The sequence below is a fragment of the Halorubrum sp. JWXQ-INN 858 genome (assembly GCF_009806985.1).
GTDB lineage: Archaea > Halobacteriota > Halobacteria > Halobacteriales > Haloferacaceae > Halorubrum.
In genome coordinates this window covers 321,125-341,456 of the sequence record NZ_WUAX01000006.1, presented here as the reverse complement: position 1 = coordinate 341,456, position 20,332 = coordinate 321,125, and the positions used below count along the sequence as shown (strand labels likewise).

At 70.7% G+C, this 20,332-nt stretch carries 20 protein-coding genes; 7 read left to right on the top strand and 13 right to left on the bottom strand.

Features of this window, described 5'->3' with window-relative positions; all coding sequences use genetic code 11:
• Positions 1–206: 206 nt before the first annotated feature.
• Positions 207–866, bottom strand: a complete 660-nt coding sequence (locus GRS48_RS04985) for an ArsR family transcriptional regulator (protein ID WP_159484126.1) — start codon at positions 864–866, stop codon at positions 207–209.
• Positions 867–1,071: 205 nt separating this feature from the next.
• Between GRS48_RS04985 and gpmI the strand changes: the two genes are divergently transcribed.
• From gpmI to larC, 3 genes are all read left to right on the top strand, one after another.
• The gene (gpmI, locus tag GRS48_RS04980) at positions 1,072–2,592 is read left to right on the top strand and encodes a 2,3-bisphosphoglycerate-independent phosphoglycerate mutase (RefSeq protein ID WP_159484124.1); all 1,521 of its coding nucleotides are present in this window, start codon (positions 1,072–1,074) and stop codon (positions 2,590–2,592) included.
• Between the two features lie 109 nt (positions 2,593–2,701).
• On the top strand, positions 2,702–3,115 hold the full coding sequence (locus tag GRS48_RS04975) for a DUF3054 domain-containing protein (RefSeq protein WP_159484122.1): 414 nt from the start codon (positions 2,702–2,704) through the stop codon (positions 3,113–3,115).
• Positions 3,116–3,239: 124 nt separating this feature from the next.
• On the top strand, positions 3,240–4,604 hold the full coding sequence (gene larC / locus GRS48_RS04970) for a nickel pincer cofactor biosynthesis protein LarC (RefSeq protein ID WP_159484120.1): 1,365 nt from the start codon (positions 3,240–3,242) through the stop codon (positions 4,602–4,604).
• Between the two features lie 52 nt (positions 4,605–4,656).
• Here larC and GRS48_RS04965 read toward each other — a convergent pair whose 3' ends face one another.
• Together GRS48_RS04965 and GRS48_RS04960 are read right to left on the bottom strand one after the other, a co-directional pair.
• The gene (locus GRS48_RS04965) at positions 4,657–5,481 is read right to left on the bottom strand and encodes an NAD(+)/NADH kinase (protein ID WP_159484118.1); all 825 of its coding nucleotides are present in this window, start codon (positions 5,479–5,481) and stop codon (positions 4,657–4,659) included.
• A 138-nt stretch (positions 5,482–5,619) separates the two neighbouring features.
• On the bottom strand, positions 5,620–6,393 hold the full coding sequence (locus GRS48_RS04960) for a universal stress protein (protein ID WP_159484116.1): 774 nt from the start codon (positions 6,391–6,393) through the stop codon (positions 5,620–5,622).
• 132 nt (positions 6,394–6,525) lie between these two features.
• On the opposite strand from GRS48_RS04960, the gene GRS48_RS04955 reads away from it, so the two are divergent.
• The 3 genes from GRS48_RS04955 (at position 6,526) to GRS48_RS04945 (ending at position 11,434) form a co-directional block, all read left to right on the top strand.
• The gene (locus tag GRS48_RS04955; protein ID WP_159484114.1) at positions 6,526–7,275 is read left to right on the top strand and encodes a winged helix-turn-helix transcriptional regulator; all 750 of its coding nucleotides are present in this window, start codon (positions 6,526–6,528) and stop codon (positions 7,273–7,275) included.
• Positions 7,276–7,685: 410 nt separating this feature from the next.
• Complete coding sequence (locus GRS48_RS04950; protein WP_159484112.1) at positions 7,686–10,043, top strand: amino acid permease; 2,358 nt, start codon at positions 7,686–7,688, stop codon at positions 10,041–10,043.
• A 137-nt stretch (positions 10,044–10,180) separates the two neighbouring features.
• Positions 10,181–11,434, top strand: coding sequence for a tRNA (N(6)-L-threonylcarbamoyladenosine(37)-C(2))-methylthiotransferase (locus GRS48_RS04945; RefSeq protein WP_159484110.1), 1,254 nt, complete (start codon positions 10,181–10,183; stop codon positions 11,432–11,434).
• Positions 11,435–11,503: 69 nt separating this feature from the next.
• Here GRS48_RS04945 and GRS48_RS04940 read toward each other — a convergent pair whose 3' ends face one another.
• From GRS48_RS04940 to GRS48_RS04895, 10 genes are all read right to left on the bottom strand, one after another.
• On the bottom strand, positions 11,504–12,208 hold the full coding sequence (locus GRS48_RS04940; protein ID WP_159484108.1) for a helix-turn-helix domain-containing protein: 705 nt from the start codon (positions 12,206–12,208) through the stop codon (positions 11,504–11,506).
• 73 nt (positions 12,209–12,281) lie between these two features.
• The gene (locus tag GRS48_RS04935; protein WP_159484106.1) at positions 12,282–12,554 is read right to left on the bottom strand and encodes a hypothetical protein; all 273 of its coding nucleotides are present in this window, start codon (positions 12,552–12,554) and stop codon (positions 12,282–12,284) included.
• Positions 12,555–12,556: 2 nt separating this feature from the next.
• Complete coding sequence (locus GRS48_RS04930) at positions 12,557–12,940, bottom strand: helix-turn-helix domain-containing protein (protein WP_159484104.1); 384 nt, start codon at positions 12,938–12,940, stop codon at positions 12,557–12,559.
• 168 nt (positions 12,941–13,108) lie between these two features.
• On the bottom strand, positions 13,109–14,221 hold the full coding sequence (locus tag GRS48_RS04925; RefSeq protein ID WP_159484102.1) for an AIR synthase-related protein: 1,113 nt from the start codon (positions 14,219–14,221) through the stop codon (positions 13,109–13,111).
• 111 nt (positions 14,222–14,332) lie between these two features.
• Positions 14,333–14,539: a hypothetical protein gene (locus tag GRS48_RS04920; RefSeq protein ID WP_159484100.1), complete on the bottom strand. Its 207-nt coding sequence runs from the start codon at positions 14,537–14,539 to the stop codon at positions 14,333–14,335.
• Positions 14,540–14,633: 94 nt separating this feature from the next.
• On the bottom strand, positions 14,634–14,876 hold the full coding sequence (locus GRS48_RS04915; RefSeq protein ID WP_159484098.1) for a SelT/SelW/SelH family protein: 243 nt from the start codon (positions 14,874–14,876) through the stop codon (positions 14,634–14,636).
• Positions 14,877–15,009: 133 nt separating this feature from the next.
• Positions 15,010–15,693: a hypothetical protein gene (locus GRS48_RS04910; RefSeq protein ID WP_159484096.1), complete on the bottom strand. Its 684-nt coding sequence runs from the start codon at positions 15,691–15,693 to the stop codon at positions 15,010–15,012.
• Positions 15,690–17,048, bottom strand: a complete 1,359-nt coding sequence (locus tag GRS48_RS04905) for a heme o synthase (RefSeq protein WP_159484192.1) — start codon at positions 17,046–17,048, stop codon at positions 15,690–15,692. The genes GRS48_RS04910 and GRS48_RS04905 overlap by 4 nt, the downstream gene beginning before the upstream one ends.
• 134 nt (positions 17,049–17,182) lie before the next feature.
• Positions 17,183–17,626 (bottom strand): adenylyltransferase/cytidyltransferase family protein, encoded by a 444-nt coding sequence (locus GRS48_RS04900; protein ID WP_159484094.1) that lies wholly within the window; start codon positions 17,624–17,626, stop codon positions 17,183–17,185.
• Positions 17,623–18,198, bottom strand: a complete 576-nt coding sequence (locus GRS48_RS04895) for a Mov34/MPN/PAD-1 family protein (protein WP_235027991.1) — start codon at positions 18,196–18,198, stop codon at positions 17,623–17,625. The genes GRS48_RS04900 and GRS48_RS04895 overlap by 4 nt, the downstream gene beginning before the upstream one ends.
• 147 nt (positions 18,199–18,345) lie before the next feature.
• Between GRS48_RS04895 and GRS48_RS04890 the strand changes: the two genes are divergently transcribed.
• Positions 18,346–20,292, top strand: coding sequence for a DHH family phosphoesterase (locus tag GRS48_RS04890; RefSeq protein ID WP_159484092.1), 1,947 nt, complete (start codon positions 18,346–18,348; stop codon positions 20,290–20,292).
• Positions 20,293–20,332: the final 40 nt, after the last annotated feature.

Below are 20,332 nucleotides of genomic sequence, written 5' to 3'. Positions count from 1 at the left end.
CGTGAACCGCAGTCGCCTCGCTCTAGGAGTGCTCCACCGTCGTGATCCAAACGCGAGGGATCGGGCCGTCTCCGCCTGCTACGGAAACGTCTCGTATTGCGCGCACCCGGAGGCAAAGCGTATCAACCGTGGAGGGGTCGAACGGAGCCGATCGAACGGAGCCGGTCGAACGGTCGGGACTCTCGGCGTGATCACCGACGGACTCCCTATCGGATCGCGTAGCGCTCGCCGTCGCGGACGACGACTCCGACGTCGGCGAGCTGGGCGAGGGCCTCGACGATGGCATCCTCCGGCGCACCGACCTCGTCGGCGACCGCAGCGGCAGTGCCGTCGGTCTCGACGAGCGCAGCGAGGATGGCCGCGAAGAACCGGCTGTCGGCCTCCGTGCCGAGCCGGTCGTCGATCGCCGCGAGCGTGTCCTCGACGCGTCCGTGGACCCAGCGCTGGGCCAGCGAGAGCTCGCGGTCGAGCTCCTGTAGCCGGTCGTACTCGGTGGCGAGGTCGGCCACGTCCCCGGATCCCGCCGACGCCGACGGAACCTCAATCGAGAGGTGGGGACACCGTCCGGACATGTCGAGGCTGCTCTTCGCGGGGTAGGCGCTCTTCGCGCCGAAGCCGTACGGGGAGACGCTCACCTCCAGCCGGAGGCTCCGGGTGATGTGGAAGTACTTCCGGCGCTGATCGTCCGTCGTCGACTCGATGAGGCCGGCCTCCTCCAGCTTTCGGAGGTGGTCGATCACCGCCTTGGGACTCACCCCGAGATACTCGGAGATCTCCGTCACGTAGCACGGTTTGTGGGCGAGAAGCCGGAGAATGCGCCGCCGGTTCTCGTTGCCGAGGAGATCCAACAGTACCGCGGAGTCCATTAACGTCTCGTTAGCGTCGAGCGCGTAAAAGGCTGGCTTCCCGGGGCGAGGCCACGTCGCCGTCGGACACTGGTCGCTGCCGACGGATCGATCGCGGGCGCAACGGCGGTGGCGGCGGCGAACGAAGCACGGCGGGAAGGGCTCCATGGCCGGCGGTTCTCACCCGAAGCGAAGGGTAGTTACGCCGCCGCGGGGACGATGAGGTATGCAGACGGCGCTCATCGTTCTCGACGGCTGGGGGCTCGGCGATCACGATCGGCTGGACGCGGTGAAGGCGGCGGACACGCCGACGTTCGACGGGGCAGTCGGCCGAGGGGCGTCCGGCGAGCTCGTCGTCCACGGGCGGCGGGTCGGGCTGCCGGCGGGGCAGATGGGGAACTCGGAGGTCGGCCACTTAAATATCGGCGCGGGGCGGGTGGTCAAGCAGGCGTACACGCGGATCACGGATGCGCTCGCGGACGGCTCGTTCGCCGACAACGGGGCCCTCGCGTCGGCGTTCGAGCACGTCGCGGACACCGGCGGCCGGGTCCACTTCATGGGGCTCGTCTCCGACGGGGGCGTCCACTCCGACGTCGAGCACCTACTGGCGCTCATCGACGCCGCCGCGGCCGCCGGCGTTCCGGCGACGACCCACGCGTTTACCGACGGGCGCGACACCGCCCCGGAGATCGCCGACCGCTTCCTCGCGGACGTGACCGCCCACGCCGACGCGCGCGGGACCGGCCACGTCTCGACCGTCACGGGGCGGTACCTCGCGATGGACCGCGACGAGAACTGGGACCGGACCCGACGGGCGTACGACGCGATCGTCGAGCGCGACGCCACCCACGAGGCGGCCACCGCGGCGGGGGCCGCGCGGGCGGCACACGCCCGAGGGGAGACCGACGAGTTCATCGAACCGACGCTTATCGAGGGCGGCCACCCCCTGTCTGACGGCGACGCCGTCGTCTGGTTCAACTTCCGGGCGGACCGGGCGCGCCAGCTCGTCAGGATGCTCACCGGCACCCGTCCGGGGTGGGACGGCGACCTCGACGCGCCCGACGTCCGTCTCGTGACGATGACGGAGTACGACGAGACGTACCCGTTCCCGGTGGCGTTCCCGCCGGAGGCCCCGACGAACACGCTCGGCGAGGTCGTCTCGAACGCGGGGCTCACCCAGCTGCGGATCGCGGAGTCGGAGAAGTACCCGCACGTCACGTACTTCCTCAACGGCGGCCGCGAGGTGGCGTTCCCCGGCGAGGTCCGCGAGATCGTCCGGAGCCCCGACGTCCCGACGTACGACCGCCAACCGGAGATGTCCGCGCCGGAGCTCACCGACCGGGCGATCGGGGTCCTCGACCGCGACCGCCCCGACCTCGTCGTGCTCAACTACGCGAATCCGGACATGGTCGGGCACACGGGCGACTTCGACGCCGCCGTCGCGGCGGTCGAGGCGGTCGACCGCGAGCTCGGCCGCCTGCTCGGCGCCCTCGAGGACGGCGGTTACAACGCGATCGTCACGGCGGACCACGGCAACGCCGACGACATGGGAACGCCGGACGACCCGCACACCGCCCACACGTACAACCCGGTCCCGTTCGTCTTCCTCGACGCCGACGGCGGCGACGGGGGGCGGCGCGTCCGCCCGGACGGGTCGCTGTGTGACGTCGCGCCGACCGTCCTGGAGCTGCTGGACCTCGAGAAGCCGACCGAGATGACCGGCGAGAGCCTGCTTGAGAGCGCGTGAGCGCAGAGTTCACGAGGACGCACCCGTCGCGTGACGCCACGGGTGGGTCGCGATCGCACGCTCGTCTCGGATCCGCACGTACAAAGTAGGGTCGGCCCCGACGCCCGGTATGGACCTGCAGTCGTTCCTGAAGGGGCGGATCGACCGTGCGGCGGCACCGCTCGCCGTCGGCGACGTCCTCGTGTTGATCGCCATGTTGACCGTCGGCACGCTCAGTCACGTCCCGGCGGAGTTCCTGACCGCGAACCCACTGTACCTCCCCGAGGTGTACGCGCCGTTCCTCATCGGCTGGCTGCTCGTCGCGCCGGTCGTCGGGGCCTACTCCGCCGGGGCGGTCGAGACGGCGAAGTCGTCGGTGCCGCTCGCGATCCGTTCGTGGATCCCGGCGGCCGCGATCGGGTTCGTGCTCCGCGCGTTCGTCTTCTCCGGCGGGGCCGCCCCCGTCTTCGTCGCCATCATCCTCGTGACCGGAGCCCTCGCGCTCGGCGTCTGGCGCGCCGCGTACTTCAAGATCCGCGGGTAGACCCGAAGCCGTCGGCCGACGACGTGTCGGGCGGCACCCCACGGCGACGTATCGCCGCGCCGCTCGACTCGCCGTCCCGACGCGAGTGGGGTGACTCTTTACTCTCGGCGTCGTGCGACCGCACATGCGAACCCTCGCCTTCGACGGACGGACCGGCGCGGCCGGCGACATGATCTGTGCGGCCCTGATCGCGGCCGGCGGCGACCCCGACGTGTTGACCGTCGTCGAGGATCACCTCCCCGTTCGCTACGAGGTCGGTGAGGCGACGAAGAACGAGATCCGGGCGACGACCGTCGACGTCCTGCTCGCGGAGGCGGACGACGGGAACCGCGAGGAGGACGACACCGACGACCACGACCACAGCCACTCACACGATCACAGTCACGACCACAGCCACTCACACGATCACGACCACGACCACGGCCACTCGCACGACCACAGCCACGCCGAAGGGGCGGGCGTCCACCGAACGTATCCGGAGGTCGTGAGGCTCGTCGAGTCGATGCCGCTGCCGGCGTCTGTCGAGTCCGTGGCGCTCGACGCCTTCGAGCTGCTCGGTCGCGCGGAGGCGTCGACGCACGGCACCGACCTGGCCGAGACGGCGTTCCACGAGGTCGGCGCGGACGACGCGATCGCCGACGTCGTCGGCGCGGCCCTGCTGCTCGACGACCTCGGCGTCGAGCGGGTCGTCACCACCCCGGTCGCCGCCGGCGGCGGACAGGTCGACATGAGCCACGGGGTCTACCCGATCCCGGCGCCCGCAGTCGTCGGGATCGTCGAACGGTCCGACTTCGCGATCGTCGGCGGCCCGATCGACCGGGAGCTGTTGACGCCGACCGGCGCGGCGATCCTCGGCGCGGTCGCCGAGGGCGTCGGCGCCCTGCCGTCCCTGACGGTGACGGCGTCGGGGTACGGGGCCGGCGACGCCACCTTCGACCGGCATCCGAACGTGCTCCGCACGCTCGTCGGCGACGGCGGGACGGCGAGGGACGCCCCGGGCGCAAGGACGCAAGCCGGTGCCGAGGGCCGGCTCGTCCACGACGACGTCGCCGTCCTGGAGACGAACCTCGACGACGTCGCCCCGGAGGTGCTCGGCGGGCTTCAGGACGCGCTGAAACCCGTGGGGGCCCACGACGTCACGATCGTCCCGACGACGATGAAGAAGTCGCGGCCAGGCCATCTCGTGACGGTGATCTGCGACCCGTCGGACGCCGAGGCCGTCGCGGAGCGGCTCGCCCGTGAGACGGGGACGCTCGGAGTCAGGCAGGCGGGCGCGACCCACCGGTGGATCGCCGAGCGCTCCTTCGAGACCGCGACGATCGACATCGGCGGCGACCGCTACGAGGTGTCGGTGAAACTCGGGGCGACCGCCGACGGCGACGTCTACGACGTGAGCGCCGAGTACGACGACGCCGCCGAGGTCGCCGCCGAGACGGGCGTTCCCGTCCGGGAGGTCATGCGGCGGGCGGAGGCCGCGATCACCGAGTGACGGCGCCGAACGAGACGCGTGAGCGCGCCGTCGGCGGCCATCCCTGTGACGCCTACGAGAGCTTCCCGAGCGCCTCGAAGAAGTCGGCGGGCGGTCCGGCGATCCGCATCGGCGGGGTCGCCCGTCGGACGGACACCTCGACGGGACCGCCCAATTCGTGCGGGTTTCGGCCGTCGCTGGCGACAATGACGTCGCCGGGGCTGGTCACGGTGACGGTCACGCTCGCGTCCACGCCGACCGCGAGCGGGGGCATCCCCTCCTCGGCGCACATCTCGTTAACGATGAACCCGTCCACGGTCGGGTGGACGAGCGGGCCGCGCTCCGAGAGGTTGTACGCGGTCGACCCCGTGGGGGTCGCCACGAGGACGCCGTCGGCGTGCCCGCCGGAGTACAGCGACCCGTCGACGCGGAGCTCGTAGTCGATACCGCCGCCGTGGCCACGGCGTGGTCCGGTAACGAGGACCTCGTTCGCGGCCGGCAGCGACTCCCAGCCGTCGGCAGTCGCGACGAGCCGGGGCGCTTCGCGGACGCTCATTCCACCGTCACGAAACCGTTCGACCTCCCGGAGGACGGCCCGTTCCGCCTCGTCCGGCGGGACCGCGTTGAGGAAGCCGACCTCACCGAGGTTGACCCCGAGAACGGGGACGCCGTCGGCGTTGCGCGCGGCGAACAGGAACGTCCCGTCGCCGCCGACCGCCACCGCGAGGTCACAGTCCGCGAGCGCGCTCACCGATCGGCCCGGCCCCGCGTCGAGGTACTCCGCGGTCACCGCGTCGAGCCAGACGGAGACGTCCCGCTCGGCGACCGCGTCCCGCACGTCGCTCGCCAGCGCCGCGGCACGCGGGTTCCCCTTCCGTGCGACGATCCCGACCTGCATACCCGACACGTTCCGGTGCCTCGAGAAAAAGGGTGCGGTCGTCGCCGGGCACCTACCATCGTGTCGACGAGCCCGACGCTCCCTACCGCCGTGTCGATACGCTCGCTGGCCCGTCGCTCGCGGGGGGCGTGAGAGGGATCAGTCGTCGTCCAGCAGGGCCGTCGACCCCTCGGCCTCGACGACGACGACGGGGACGGTCGCCTCCTCGACGACCGTGTCGGTCGTGGAGCCGAAGACGAACCGACCGACGGTCCCGGCGGTCGGCGAGCCGACGACGACGGCGTCGTAGTACGCCGACTGTTCGACGATCCCGGCCGCGGGCGTCTCGCCCTCGACGATCCAGCGGTCGACGCGATCGAAGCCGGCGATCCGGTCGCCGGCGGCGTCGAGCAGCCGATCCCCCTCTTCACGGAGCGGCGTCGTGTCGGGCGACTCGGCACCGACGTCCGTGGCGGGCCCCTCCACGGCACCCCCCGTCGAGACGCCGGGAGGCGTGGCGACGCCGGGGTCCGTGGCCTCGCCGGTGGAGGGAGCGTCGTCGGATCGATCGTCGGTGGACCTCGGTGTGGGGTCATCCGTGGACCGATCGTCGGTGGACGGGCTCGTCGTGGAATCGCCGGTCGCGGGCACCACGTGGAACAGCTCGATCCAGGCGTCCGTCCGGTCGGCGATCCGGCGGGCGAGGTCGACGGTCGCGCCGGTGTGCGGGCCGCCGCCGACGGCGACGAGGATCGACGAAACGCGCGTCGAAGCCGGCTCGTCGGGCGTCGACGCGAGGCGCGCGTCGCTGACGGTCGCGAGCTCCCCGGCGGCGCGGGCGACGACCTCCTCGAGTTCCGCCGCGATCCCGTCCCGACCGTCCTCCGCCGCGGCGGACGCGGCGTCCGCGTCGTCGGTGTCGCTCCCGGTCATGGATACGGTGGCGACCCGACGGTTGATAAAGCTCCCGTGAGCGACGCTCGGTGTGGTCGTCGCCGTCGACGCGGCGGTGAGACGGCCGGCTCGGACGACAACGCACTTCCGAGCGCGGATCGTCTCGGCGCCATGGAGTACCGACTGGACGACGTCGATCGACGGGTCATCTACGCGCTGATGACGGACTCGCGGAACACGTCGGCGCCCGACATCGCGGCGGCGGCCGACGTCTCCCCCGCGACGGTCCGGAACCGCATCGGCCGGCTGGAGGAGGCCGGCGTCATCACGGGATACCACGCCGACATCGACTTCGAGGCCGCCGACGGCCGCCTGCGGAACCTCTATCTGTGTAACGCGCCGGTCGCCGAACGCGAGAAGCTGGCGGCCAAGGTCCGGGCCGTGCCGGGCGTGGTCAACGTGCGCGAGCTGATGACCGGGCGACGAAACCTCCACGTGATGGCCGTCGGCGAGCGGACCGTCGACCTCAGGCGGATCGCGCGAGCGATCTCGGGGATCGGCGTCGAGATCGAGGACGAGGACCTCGTCCAGACGGAGACGCACCACCCGTACTCGCCGTTCCGCCCCGAGGAGGAACGTGAGGGCAGCATCTCCGATTTCGTCAGCCTCTCGGGCGGCTCCGAGGTGGCCGAGATGACGGTCGGACGCGACGCCCCGATCGCCGACATGACCCTCGCCGAGGCGTCCGAAAGGCGAGTTATCGGTGAGGACGCGCTCGTCATCGCGATCGAGCGGGACGACGCCGTTCGGACCGCCCACGGCGACACGACGGTCGAGCCGGACGACGTCGTCACCGTCTTCTCGCGCGGCGGCGTCGACGAGGCGACGATAGACGCGTTCCGCGGCGATGGCGGCACGTGAAGGTCGAACGGGAATCGCTCGGAACACCCGCCCGCGGGTGCGTCGATCGTATCCGGTCCGGGAGTGACGTATTCGACCCGAGACCCGCTTCGGTCCCGTGATAAACCGAGACGTTACTACGGCATCGAGATCTCCTTTATATATGTGGTTGTGCGTCGAACACACCTGTATCGGGGTGATTAAGTCCGGGAAGACTGAAACGCCGCCAACGAGACGCGGGCACGGTTCACGACCCGTGGACCTCCCGTGACGATCGATCCAATGAACCCGACATATCAGGCTTCACCGACCGGACCGCCCCCGTCGCGACCCCGATCGCGATCCTGTCGCGGCGACGTGACCCCGCTCGCGACCCCCATCGCAACCACGACCGTGACTCCGACCACGGAACCGCCTCGGGGTGACCGCCGATGAGCGACGAGGAGCTCGCCAAGGACCTCGGACTCGTCTCGGCGATGACGATCGGGATCGGGACGATGATCGGCGCGGGGATCTTCGTCCTCCCCGGCGTCGCCGCCCAGGAGGCCGGCCCCATCGTCGTCGTCTCCTTCCTCATCGGCGGGCTGATCGCGATGGTGAACGCGCTGTCAGTCTCCGAGCTGGGGACGGCGATGCCGAAGGCCGGCGGCGGTTACTACTACGTCAACCGCGCGCTCGGGCCGATGTTCGGCTCCATCGCGGGGCTCGGCGACTGGCTCGGGCTCGCGTTCGCGTCCGCGTTCTACTCCATCGGTTTCGGACAGTACCTCGTCACGCTGCTCGGCGACACCACCTTCGTTCTCCCCGTCCTCGGCACGATCGCGCTCATCCCCTCGCTCGATCTCGGACTGTTCACGGTGACGCAGATCCAGTTCGGCGCGCTGTTCGCGGGGATCGTCTTCGTCGGCGTCAACTACATCGGCGCGAAGGAGACCGGCGGGATCCAGACCGTGATCGTGACGCTCCTGCTCCTCATCCTCGGCGTGTTCGCGATCGCGGGCTGGTTCTCGTTCGATTACGGCACCCTGACCGCCGACGGCTGGGCCCCGATGCCGGACGGCTACGGGGCGATCCTGCCGGCGACGGCGCTCGTGTTCGTCTCCTTCCTCGGTTACGCGAAGATCGCGACGGTCGCCGAGGAGCTGAAGAACCCGGGCCGGAACCTCCCGATCGCGATCATCGGCTCCGTCGCGATCGTCACCGTCATCTACGGGATCCTCGTGACGATCATGCTCGGCGTGGTCCCGTGGAACGCCCTCGATCTCGAGGCACCCGTCGCACAGGCCGCCGAGGTCGCGTTCCCCGCGGAGCTGTTCGGCATCGGCGGCGTCGCGGCGGCCGCCGCGACGATCATGACGCTCGGTGCGCTGCTCGCGACGGCGTCGTCGGCGAACGCCTCGATCCTCTCGTCGGCCCGGATCAACTTCGCGATGGGTCGGGACAAGATCGTCACCAACTGGCTCAACGAGATCCACCCCCGCTACTCGACGCCGTACCGCTCCATCTTCCTCACGGGCGGGATGATCGTCTTCTTCATCGTCCTGCTCGGACAGGACCTCGCGATCCTCGCGCAGGCGGCGTCGGTGCTCCACCTGATCGTGTACGCGTTGATGAACGCCGCGCTCATCGTCTTCCGCGAGGCCGACGTGCCGGAGTACGATCCCGACTTCCGCGTCCCGTTGTATCCGATCACGCCGATCGCCGGGATCGTGCTCTCGCTCGGGCTCATCGCCTTCATGAGCCCGGTCGAGATCGCGCTCTCGGCCGCGTTCGTCGTCGGCGCGGTCCTCTGGTACTTCCTGTACGCCCGCGCCGAGACGACCCACCAGGGACACCTCGGGCAGTACATCCTCGACCGGGCGGACGAGATGCCCGAACCCGCCGTCTCGGCCGCCGAATCCGTCCAGCCCGACAAGACCGACTACCGGGTGATGGTGCCGCTGGCGAACCCGCGAACGGAAAGCGAGCTGATCGAGCTCGCGTCGATCATGGCGAAGGCGAACGACGGCGTCGTCGAGGCCGTCCACATCGTCTCGGTGCCCGACCAGACCCCGCTGTACGCGGGCGCGGAGCACGTCGAGCGCATCGACGCCGAGTCACAGCGCCTGCTCGAGTCCGCCCGCGAGAGCGCGGAGACGTTCGGCGTCGACGTGGAGACTCGAACCGTGATCTCTCATCAGTCGTTCGAGGAGATCTTCGACGCGGCCGCGAGCGGCGACGCCGACCTCGTCGTGATGGGCTGGGCGAACCAGCCGTTCTGGTCGTCGGGGACGGTCACCCGCGGGCTCGACGAACTCACCCGAGAACTTCCGTGTGACTTCCTCGTCTTAAAGGACCGCGGGTTCGACCCCGAGCACGTCCTCGTGCCGACCGCGGGCGGGACGGACTCGGACCTCTCCGCCGAGGTCGCCCGGACGCTCCGCGACGGCCGCGGCTCCGAGGTCGAGCTGTTGTACGTCGTCGACGACGACGAGAAGCGCGCCGCCGGGACCGAGTTCCTCGGCGGCTGGGCGCAGGATCACGACCTCGGCAACGCGACGCTCACGGTCGACACCGGCGGCGACGTGGAGAACGCGATCGCCCGTCACTCCCGGGACTCGACGATGGTGATCGTCGGCGCAACGGACCGCGGGCTCCTCTCGCGGCTGTTCAGCGGGTCGCTCGTCTACGACATCGTCAACCACGTCGACTCCTCGGTGCTGCTGTGTGAACGTCCCGACACCCGGTCGCTGCGGGAGCGGCTGTTCGGGGGCGGCTCGCGGGGCAAGCCCGACGACGACAGCGACTGATCGCCACACAGCACGGCTGGCTTCCGTCGCACGACGATCGGCCCCCATCGCACGACGATCGGTCCCCGTCGCACGCGGACGGCCGGCCCCCGATCCGTCGCCCTTTTGGCCGCGGGCGGGGTACGACGGGGTAACCGATGGCGACGTACCACATCGAGACGTACGGCTGTACCTCCAACCGGGGTGAGAGCCGGGAGATAGAACGGACCCTCCGCGACGGCGGCCACCACCCGGCCGACGGCCCGGCCGACGCCGACGTCGCCATCCTCAACACCTGCACCGTCGTCGAGAAGACGGAGCGGAACATGCTTCGACGTGCCGAGGAGTTGGCCGCGGAGTCGACCGACCTCGTCGTCACCGGCTGTATGGCGCTCGCACAGGGCGAGCAGTTCCGCGAGGCGGGCGTCGACGCCGAAGTGCTCCACTGGGACGACGTCCCGACCCACGTCCTCAACGGCGAGTGTCCCACCGTCACGCCCGACACGGAGCCGGTGCTCGACGGCGTCGTCGGCATCCTCCCCATCGCGCGCGGTTGCATGAGCAACTGCTCGTACTGTATCACGAAGTTCGCGACCGGACGGGTCGACTCGCCGCCCGTCGAGGAGAACGTCGAGAAGGCGCGCGCGCTCGTCCACGCCGGGGCGAAGGAGATCCGGGTCACCGGCCAGGACACCGGCGTCTACGGCTGGGACACGGGCGACCGGAAGCTCCCCGAGCTGCTCGACCGGATCTGCGACATCGACGGCGAGTTCCGCGTCCGGCTCGGGATGGCGAACCCGGGCGGGATCCACGGGATCCACGAGGAGCTGGCGGACGTCTTCGCCCGGAATCGGAAGCTGTACGACTTCATCCACGCCCCCGTCCAGTCGGGCAGCGACGACGTGCTCGCCGACATGCGCCGGCAACACCGCGTCGACAAGTTCCGCGAGGTCGTCGCCGCCTTCGACGACCGGCTCGACCACTGGACGCTGTCGACGGACTTCATCGTGGGCTTTCCGACGGAGACGGACGCGGACCACGAGGAGTCGATGGCCCTCCTCCGGGAGGTCCGCCCCGAGAAGATCAACGTCACCCGCTTCTCGAAGCGGCCCGGCACCGACGCCGCGGACATGAAGGGGCTCGGCGGGACGGTGAAAAAGGAGCGTTCGAAGGCGATGTCAGAGCTGAAGATGGACGTCGTCGGCGAGGCGTACGGGGCGATGGTCGGCGAGACCCTCGAGGTGCTCGTCGTCGAGGAGGGGACCGGGGACTCCGTGAAGTGCCGCGATCCGGCCTACAGACAGGTGATCGTCCAGCGCGCGGACGAGCGTGGCGTCGCCGTCGGCGACGTCCTCGAGGTCGAGATCACCGGCCACAACACCGTCTACGCGTTCGGCGATCCGGTCCAGTAGCGGGCGAACGCGGCCGCGTCGCGGCCGGTTCCGGCGATCGGTCGACCGGGGGGCCGTTCTCGGCTCCGATCACAGCTCCCGGAGGTCGGCGAGACAGTCGTCGAGGTCGCGCGTGGAGGTCGCCAGCGAGAAGCCGTCGACCCGCGCGAGGTCGCCCGCGTGCTCCCAGAGGTCGTCGTCGTCGATCCCGTGGAGGACGACCGCGTTCGGCGTCGGACTGACGACGCGCATCGCCACCAGCGGCGACTCCCCGCGCGTGACGCGGGTGAAGACGAGCGCGCGGTTCGTCGACTGGCCGTACAGCCGGTAGAACTCCTCGCTGGAGAGCCGCGTGATCGCTTGAATCGAGTCGATGACGGTGTGGCCGTTGACGTGGTCGCGGTCGCCGCGGACGATCTCGGTCGCGCCCATCGCGTCGTAGAACTCCTCCAGCGGGACCGCCGTGGAGTACTCCCGCAGGTCGTGGACGATGTCGCTCTCGAAGCCGGCCGAGAGCACGCGAGCGTACTGTCTGAGCCGGCCGCCGCCGCGGCGCTCGTCGATGTCGAGCAGCCCGTCGACGGTTCGGCGAACGACGCCGATGCCGGGGCTCTCGCGCCGGCCGCTCTCGTAGTCGGAGACGACCGACGAGGAGACGCCGAGCTGGTCGGCGAGCTCCGTCTGGGAGACGTCGAAATCGGTTCGCCACTTCCGTAGCGTCGCTCCCGGGTCGTCGCTTAAGGTGATCTCGCCCGCGATCCGACGGGAGAGCTCGTCGCGTGCGGTCTCGCTCATCGTCGGAACGCACGACGGAGCGCCGCAAAAGGCTACCGAAACCAAGGTTCGTCGCGTGTCGATACCCCGCGGTTCACTCCACGTACAGCGAGTAGACGATGACGGCGAAGCCGAGTGCCGTGAGGGCCCCGTCGATCGCGATCCCGACGGCGAGGTCCGCCCCGATGAACTGGTGTGACACGCCGCCGACCAGCGCGCCCACGGTGACGATCCCGAAGCCGAGCGCGAGCGCCCGGAGCGACGGGTCCCCCGTGCGCCGGAACGCCCGCAGGGCGTAGTAGGTGATGCTGCCACCCAACAGGAGGATGGCGGTCTTTACTCCGATGATAACCAGTTCGACATGCATAGTTACGTCTCCTCGCGAAGCTCGGTCCACAGCTCGGCCAGCCGCTCGTCGCGGGTCCGGTCCGAGCGGGTGAACTCGATGGCGATCCCGCGGGCTCCCCCGTCGTCGACGGACACGGTCACCGAATCGAAGGCGACGGCGTACCGCGTCGTGTGCTGTCCGTCCCGGCGGATCTCGGTCGACTCGCTCAACAGCGACGCGTCCGTGAGCTTCTCCAGCTTGCGGTACGTCGTCGAGAGGGGAACGTCACACTCCTCGGAGAGCTCGCTCGCCGTCTTCGGTTCGGAGAGCGCGGCGATGAAGCGTTGGGCGGCGTCGTCGGCCAGCGCGTCCAACACCTCGGCGGGCGACGGCGGCTCCTCGTCGTGTGACGGGTCCCGCACCATGGCCACGCTTCCAACCGGCAGGACTTAAAAGGTTCAGCTTTCGTTCCGCCGGGAAACCGAGCGACGCGGCGCTCGGCGCGCGGCGGGTGGGCCATCGCGTGACGAGGACGGCGGTCGCGCGACGAGGACGGCGATCGTATCTCTCTCGTCACGGTACGCGTGCGCCGCTTACCGGTCGTCGGCCGCGGACGCTTCCGACAGCGCGGCGTACACCGGCCAGGAGGCGTCGCCGTCGGGCGGCTCCGTGTCGACCCCGTCGACGGCGACCCCGGAACCGGCGGTCACGTCCCCGACCACGGCCGCGGGGGTGCCCCGCCCCCGAAGCGCCTCGACGACCGCGTCGGCGTCGGCGGCCGCGACCGACGCGATCAGGGTTCCGGCCGTGGTCGCGTTCCACGGGTCCATCCCGAGCGCGCGACAGACCGGCTCGACCCCGGGCGCGACGGGAACGGCGTCGCGCTCGATCTCGAACCGGACGCCGGCCGCGCCCGCGGTCTCGTGGAACGCGCCGAGGAGCCCGCCCTCCGTCGCGTCGTGCATCGCGTGGACCGCGCCCGCCTCCCGTGCCGCGAGCGCGTCGCCGACCAGGCGGACGTCGTCGAGCCGCTCCTGTGCGGTCGCCACCGTTTCCGCCGGCAGGTCGAGCGCGTCCGGGAACAGCGAGGCGAACAGCCCGGTCGCCTCCACCGCCGGTCCCCGCGTGACGACGAGGCGGTCGCCCGGGCGGGCCCCGTCCGGGCGGACGATCCGGTCGGGGTCGCCGACGCCGAGGGCGGTCGCCGCCCCGACCCACGGGAGCGTCGCGCCGGGGTAGCGGGCGGTGTGGCCCGTCGTCACGGCGACCCCGAGCCGTGCGCACTCGTCGCTTATCGCGTCCCAGAGCTCGCCGAACGCCGCGTCGGAGACCGTCGTCGGCAGCGAGAAGGCGATCGAGAGGTGCGAGGGGGCGATCCCCGACACCGCCACGTCCGACAGGACGATGTGGAGCGCGAACCGGCCGGCACGGTCGTATCCGAGCTCCGGGAGGACGGAGATCGGATCGGTCGCGAGTACGATCGCGTGCGCAGGAGCGGAGCCAGCGGCAGTGGTGGCGCTGGCAGCGGTGTCCGCCCCAGCACCGCCGCCGGAGGCGCCGGGGGCGTCGTCCGCCGTCCGTCCCGGCTCGATCACCGCGAAGTCACAGCCGTGTGCGGGCCCGAGGGTCACGTCCGCGCGATCCGCCCCGAGGTTGGGGCGGATCCGCTCCGCGAAGAACCGTCTCCCGATCTTGCCGTTCCCCATGCACGGTCGGTTCCGGCGACGGGATAAATCGGTTCCGTCCCGGCGCGCAGCGTGTGTCCGGTCGCGGGATACATCGTCGTCGGCATCGAGCGACGTCGGGCGCTGCGTGGCTCAGTCGTCGTCGCCGTCGACGGCCGCCCGAAGCTCCTGGAGGTGGCTCCGGACCACCGACAGCGTCGCGTCGGCGTCGGTGTATCCGCGGTCGTACTCGCCGAGCGCCGTGTCCGTGTCCCCGAGGAACCGATCGACGGCGTCCTCGATGCTCGTGTTCGCCGTCTCGCTCGTGTTCTCCTCGTCACTCGCAGGTTCGTCATTCATACCGTCCGTTCCGGGCTCGTGTCGGTTATAAGCGCCGCCATCGGCCGGGACGACGGAGGGAGTCGTCCGCCCGGGTTCGGCCTCTTCGTCGGTCCTACGCCGTCGCGCCGACGTGCGGCTTCACGGCCCGCACGATGGCGTCGACGTCGTACTCGTCTTCGGTCTTGTCGAAGACGACCTCGTCGCCCGCGCGGACGACGAAGACGCCGTCGTCGCCGGTCACCAGCGCGACTTCGTCGATGCCCTCCCCGAACTGTTCGAGGACCGCGCCGGCGACGTCTTGCGCTCGGTTCAACATCCCACACGGTACGCAGTACTCGACCTCGACTCGGGTCATACGCCCCGTTGGTGCTGCCCGTGCTTAAAAGCCGGCCCGTGGTCGCGGTGGTGGTGTGCGGTCGCTGTGGGTGCGGTCGGAGATCGGACCCTCCGTCAACGGTACCTACTCGGGGAGCAACAGCGACGGCCGCTCAGCGGAAGTCCGGACGCCAGTACAACAGCGCGACGGTGAGGAGGAAGACGGCCGTCGAGAGGTCGTAGGAGGCGTCGAGCGCGGTCGCCGCGAGGATCCCGGTCCCGCCGAACAGCGCGGAGGCGATCATCGCGACGATCGGGAGCGTACAGGAGATACAGGAGAACAGCCCGACGACGCCGGCGACGAGCGACCCGGACGCCTCCAACACCGCGACGTAAACGAGCTTCGCGAGCGCGAGATAGCCCAGCAGGTACGCGGGCATCACGATGACGGTGAGGTACTCGCCGGCGTACACGAACGCGGGCCCCCATCCGGGCGGCAGCCACGCGACCCGCGCGTCGACGGCGCGCTCCGGGACGCCGGTCGCGACGAGGCCGGCGAAGAACAGCAACACCGCGAAGTAGCCGGCGGCGATCGCCAGCGCCCGGCGGCGCGTGGCGAAGCCGTACCCCTCGGGGATCGACGCGCGAAACAACACCAAGACGCTCACGTTCACCCAGATCAGCCCGTAGGCGACGTATCGAAGCGTCGACGGGAACGACCCGAGGAACGCGTAGTACGCGATCACCGCCACGATCTGTGCGTTCCCCAGCAGCGCCACCCACGCGAGCGTCCGGGTCCCCGGGAGGGCCTCTCGGAGGGCGTGACCCGCGCCCGCGAGTCCGGGGCCGGCGGTCATACGACGAGGGCGTCGATGACGACGGCGAACAGGAGGAGCCCGAGGTAGGCGTTCGACGCGTGGAACGCCCGGAGCGCCGCCGCCTCTGTGCGTTCGTAGTGGAGCCGGACGACGGCCCAGAGGAACACCGCCCCCAGCGCGACGCCGACCGCCGCGTACAGCCCGCCGAGCGGTTCGGCGACCAGCGCGAGCACCGCGGCGGCGACGAGCGTCGCGCCGAGGTACCAGACGATGTGCCGCCGCGTCGTCGTCTCGCCGCGGACCACCGGCATCATCGGGAAGCCGCCGCGCGCGTAGTCGGACTTGTACGCCAGCGCGAGGTTGTAGAAGTGTGCCGGAGTCCACAGGAAGATGACCAGCGCGAGCAGCAGCCCGCCGCCGCCGACCTCCCCGGTCACCGCGGCCCATCCGATGAGCGCCGGCAGCGCGCCCGCCGCTCCGCCGATCACCGTGTTCTGAACGGTGTTCGGCTTCAACACGAGCGTGTAGACGACGCTGTAAAACAGGATCGCGAGCAGCCCGAGCCCCGCGGTCAGCGGGTTGACGGTCCAGAACAGCCCGAGCGAAACGGCGGTCAACAGGAGGCCGAAGGCGATCGCCCGCGGAACCGGAACGAGGTCGGTCGCCAGCGGCCGGTCGTTGGTCCGCTGCATCCGTTTGTCCACGTCGCGTTCGAGCACGTGGTTGAACGTCCCTGACGCGCCGATCGCGAGCGAGCCGCCGACGAGGGTCGCCGCCACCGTGTACGGGGTGAACCCGGGGCCGCCGGCGAGCGCCATCGCCGCCGCGGCGACGAGACACAGCAGCCACATCAGCCGCGGCTTCATCAGCCGGAAGTACGCCGAAGCGGTCGCTTTCAGCCGTGGGACCGTCGCCGTCGGGACGGCGGGTTGCTCGGTCTCTTCGGCCGGCGGCAGGTCGTCGGTTCCGGGCTCGAAGCCGTCGGGCACGTCGTCCGGGTCGCCGGTCGCCGCCTCCAGCCACCACGCGAGCGCCGCGAGGACGCCGGCGAAGATGACGACGCCGGTGACGAGGTGTGCCACCCCGGCGGGGGCGGACGCCCCGCCGAGGGCGACGAGCGCGCCGAGCGCGGCCTGTATCGGGAAGAGCACGAGCGCGACGAGGAGCGCGGCGCGGACGCGGCGGGTCGCGTCGTTCCGCCACGCGAGGACGGTCGAGGCGACGACGAGGAGGCCGACGACGGCCGCGAGGGCCCGATGTCCGATCGCGACCCAGCCGGCTCGCTCGACGGGCAGTGCGTAGCCGTCGCCGCAGGCGGGCCACGCCGTACACGCGGCCGCCGCGTCGGTCAGGGAGGTCGTCGCGCCGACGATCAACAGGAGGTACGCCCCCATGGCCGTCGTCGCGAGGACCGCGGGATATCTGTCGGGGATCGACACTAGCGGCCTCTTAGGGATCGGTCCATATAGGTGCCGCGCTTCGCGTTCGGGCCGGGCGTCGCGTCCGGCGTTAGTCCTCTCCTTCGAGGTCAGTCGTCGCCTCCGGCGGCCCTTCGCCGCCGCAGGATCCGGTCGACGATGTCGCCGGTCGAGAGCACCTCGTCGTCTCGGGGCTCGCGCGCCGTCGCGCGCTCGACTTGACACTCGAGGCCGCGCTCCGCGAGCGCGGCCTCGATATCGCTCGTCTCGTGGTGCTGGTCGTATCCGAGCACGATCACGTCGGGGTCGATCCGCTCGATCGGCGCGAAGATGTCCTCGGGGTGTCCGACGTGGGCCTCGTCGACGACGGCGAGCGCCGCCACCATGTCCCGCCGCTGGCGGTTCGCGAGGATCGGTTTCGGCTTGTGGGTGACGTTCTCCCGGCGCGCGACGATGGCGTGGAGCTCGTCGCCGTGACGCGCGGCGTCCTCGAGGTAGTGGACGTGACCGGGGTGGAGCAGGTCGAAGGTGCCCTGCGCGACGACCCGCCTCATCGGAACCACGAGAGGAACCCGCCCTCGTTCTCGTCGTCGTCGCCGATCCGACCGCGTTCGTCGGGCGGGACCACCCCGCGGTCGCGCCCCTCCGCGATCAGCTCGCGGTCGATGTCCTCCTGGGTGAAATCGAAGAAGTGCTGGTCGGGGACCTCGACGTCGAGCACGTCGAGCGTCGTCTGTGCCCCCTCGTTGTCGAACGCCTTCCAGTCGCCCCAGCCGTAGGGGGCCCCGACGATGATGTGGACCTCACCCTGCCCGAAAGTGGCGAGGTCGGCGTCGCTGGGGCGGAGCGCGCCGTTCGGGTGCGAGTGGACGGAGCCGACCGATCGCATGTCGTTCGGCTTCATGTGTGACCGGACCGTCGCGCTCACCGGGTTCGACTCCGTCCCGGGGATGACGAGCACGTCGGTTATCACCTGTCCCTCCCGGTCGATGTCGAGCTTCCGCGCGTCGTCGGCCCGGAGGAACCCCATGTACTCGTTGGGGTGGGTCTCCTCGCTGGCCTCGAGGACGAACTCCAGCGTCTCCCGGGCGATCCCGAGGAGGTCGTCCGACCGGAACAGTCGCATACCCGATGGAAGTCGCCGTCGCCTCATAGGGGTTCCGGACCGTCGACCCGTCCCGAACCCGCCGGAGGCGTCCGCGACGTCGCCGACGATCGGGCTCGCGAGCGCGATAGAACAGGCTTAACACCGGCCGATCACCAACGACGTACCATGAGCGAGAACACCGCCGGGGATTCCGGCACGCGGGACGATTCGAGTCCCGAACCCGACGCCGACGTGGCGGAGGGGACCGACGACGACCGACCGGTCGTCTACGACCTGGCTCCCGACTGCACCCTCGAGGACGTCGAGACCGACGCGCTCTACCACGCCGAGGTCAACGGCGTCGTCGACTACGGCGTCTTCGTCGACCTCTCCGACGCCGTCTCCGGGCTCGTCCACGAGTCGAACCTCGACGGCGACTACGCCGTCGGCGACCGGCTGATCGTCCGGCTCACCGACGTTCGGGAGAACGGCGACGTCGCGTTCGACGACGTGGCCCCCGACGACTACGGCACCGAGACGGTCGCCCACGAACCCACCGTCTCGCGGATCCGCGGGCTCGCGCCGGGCGACGAGGTCACCGTCGAGGGGGAGGTCGTGCAGGCGAAACAGACCGGCGGCCCGACGATATTCGGCGTCGCGGACGCTTCCGGCGTCGTCTCCTGTGCGGCGTTCGAGGAGGCCGGCGTCCGGGCGTACCCGTCGATCTCGGTCGGCGACATGGTCCACGTCGCCGGCACCGTCGAGACCCGAGACGACGCGCTCCAGCTCGAGGTCGACTCGCTGAAGGCGCTCTCCGGCGAGCGTGCGGCGGACGCCCGCGAACGGTACGAGACGGCCCTCGACGAGCGCGCCGAGCCCGCCGACGTCGAGCCGCTCGTCGAGTGGGCGGCGTTCGAGTCGATCCACGAGGACCTCCGTGACCTCGCGCGGCTCCTCCGGCGCACCGTGCTCGCCGGGCGACCGCTGCGCGTCCGTCACCACGCCGACGGCGACGGCATGTGCGCGGCGATCCCGGTTCAGCTGGCGCTCGAGGGGCTCCTCGCGGAGGTCCACGAGGACCCGAACGCCCCCCAACACCTGTTCAAGCGGCTGCCGAGCAAGGCGCCGTACTACGAGATGGAGGACGTCACCCGGGACCTCAACTTCGCGTTGGAGGGTCGGGCCCGGCACGGCCAGAAGCTCCCCTTCCTGCTGATGCTCGACAACGGGTCGACGGAGGAGGACGTCCCCGCCTACGAGAACCTCGCCCACTACGACATCCCCATCGCGGTCGTCGACCACCACCACCCCGACCCGGACGCGGTCGGCCCGCTGCTCGACGCCCACGTCAACCCGTACCTCCACGGCGAGGACTACCGGGTCACCACCGGGATGATGTGCGTCGAGCTCGCGCGGCTGATCGACCCGTCGCTCACCGAGGAGCTCGAACACGTCCCCGCGGTCGCCGGCCTCTCCGACCGCTCGAAGGCCGAGACGATGGACGACTACGTCGACCTCGCCGCCGCCGCCGGCTACGGGAAGGAGGACCTGCTCGACATCGGCGAGGCGCTCGACTACGCCGCCCACTGGCTGCGCTACTCCGAGGGGAAGACGCTCGTCAACGACGCGCTCAACGTCGGCTGTGACGACGAGGCGCGCCACGCGGAGCTCGTCGAGTTCCTCTCCGAGCGGGCCGCCCGCGACGTCGACCGCCAGCTCGACGCGCTCGACGACCACGTCCGACACGAGCGGCTCGCCTCCGGCGCGCACCTCTACCGGATCGACCTCGACGAACACGCCCACCGGTTCACCTACCCCGCGCCGGGGAAGACGACCGGCGAGCTCCACGACACCCGCGTCCAGGAGACGGGCGATCCCGTCATCACGATCGGCTACGGGCCGGACTTCTGCGTGCTCCGCTCGGACGGCGTCCGGCTCGACATCCCGAACATGGTGACGGAGCTGAACGCGGAGCTGCCGGAGGCCGGCGTCTCCGGCGGCGGCCACCTCGTCGTCGGCTCGATCAAGTTCGTCGCGGGGCGGCGAGCCGCGGTCATCGAGGCGCTGGTGGAGAAGATGGCGCGCGCCGAGATCGACGAGTCGCTCTCCTCGACGGCCGCGCTCGACGACTGAACGACGACTGAGCGACGGCTCCCGTCGACCGCCCGGGGTC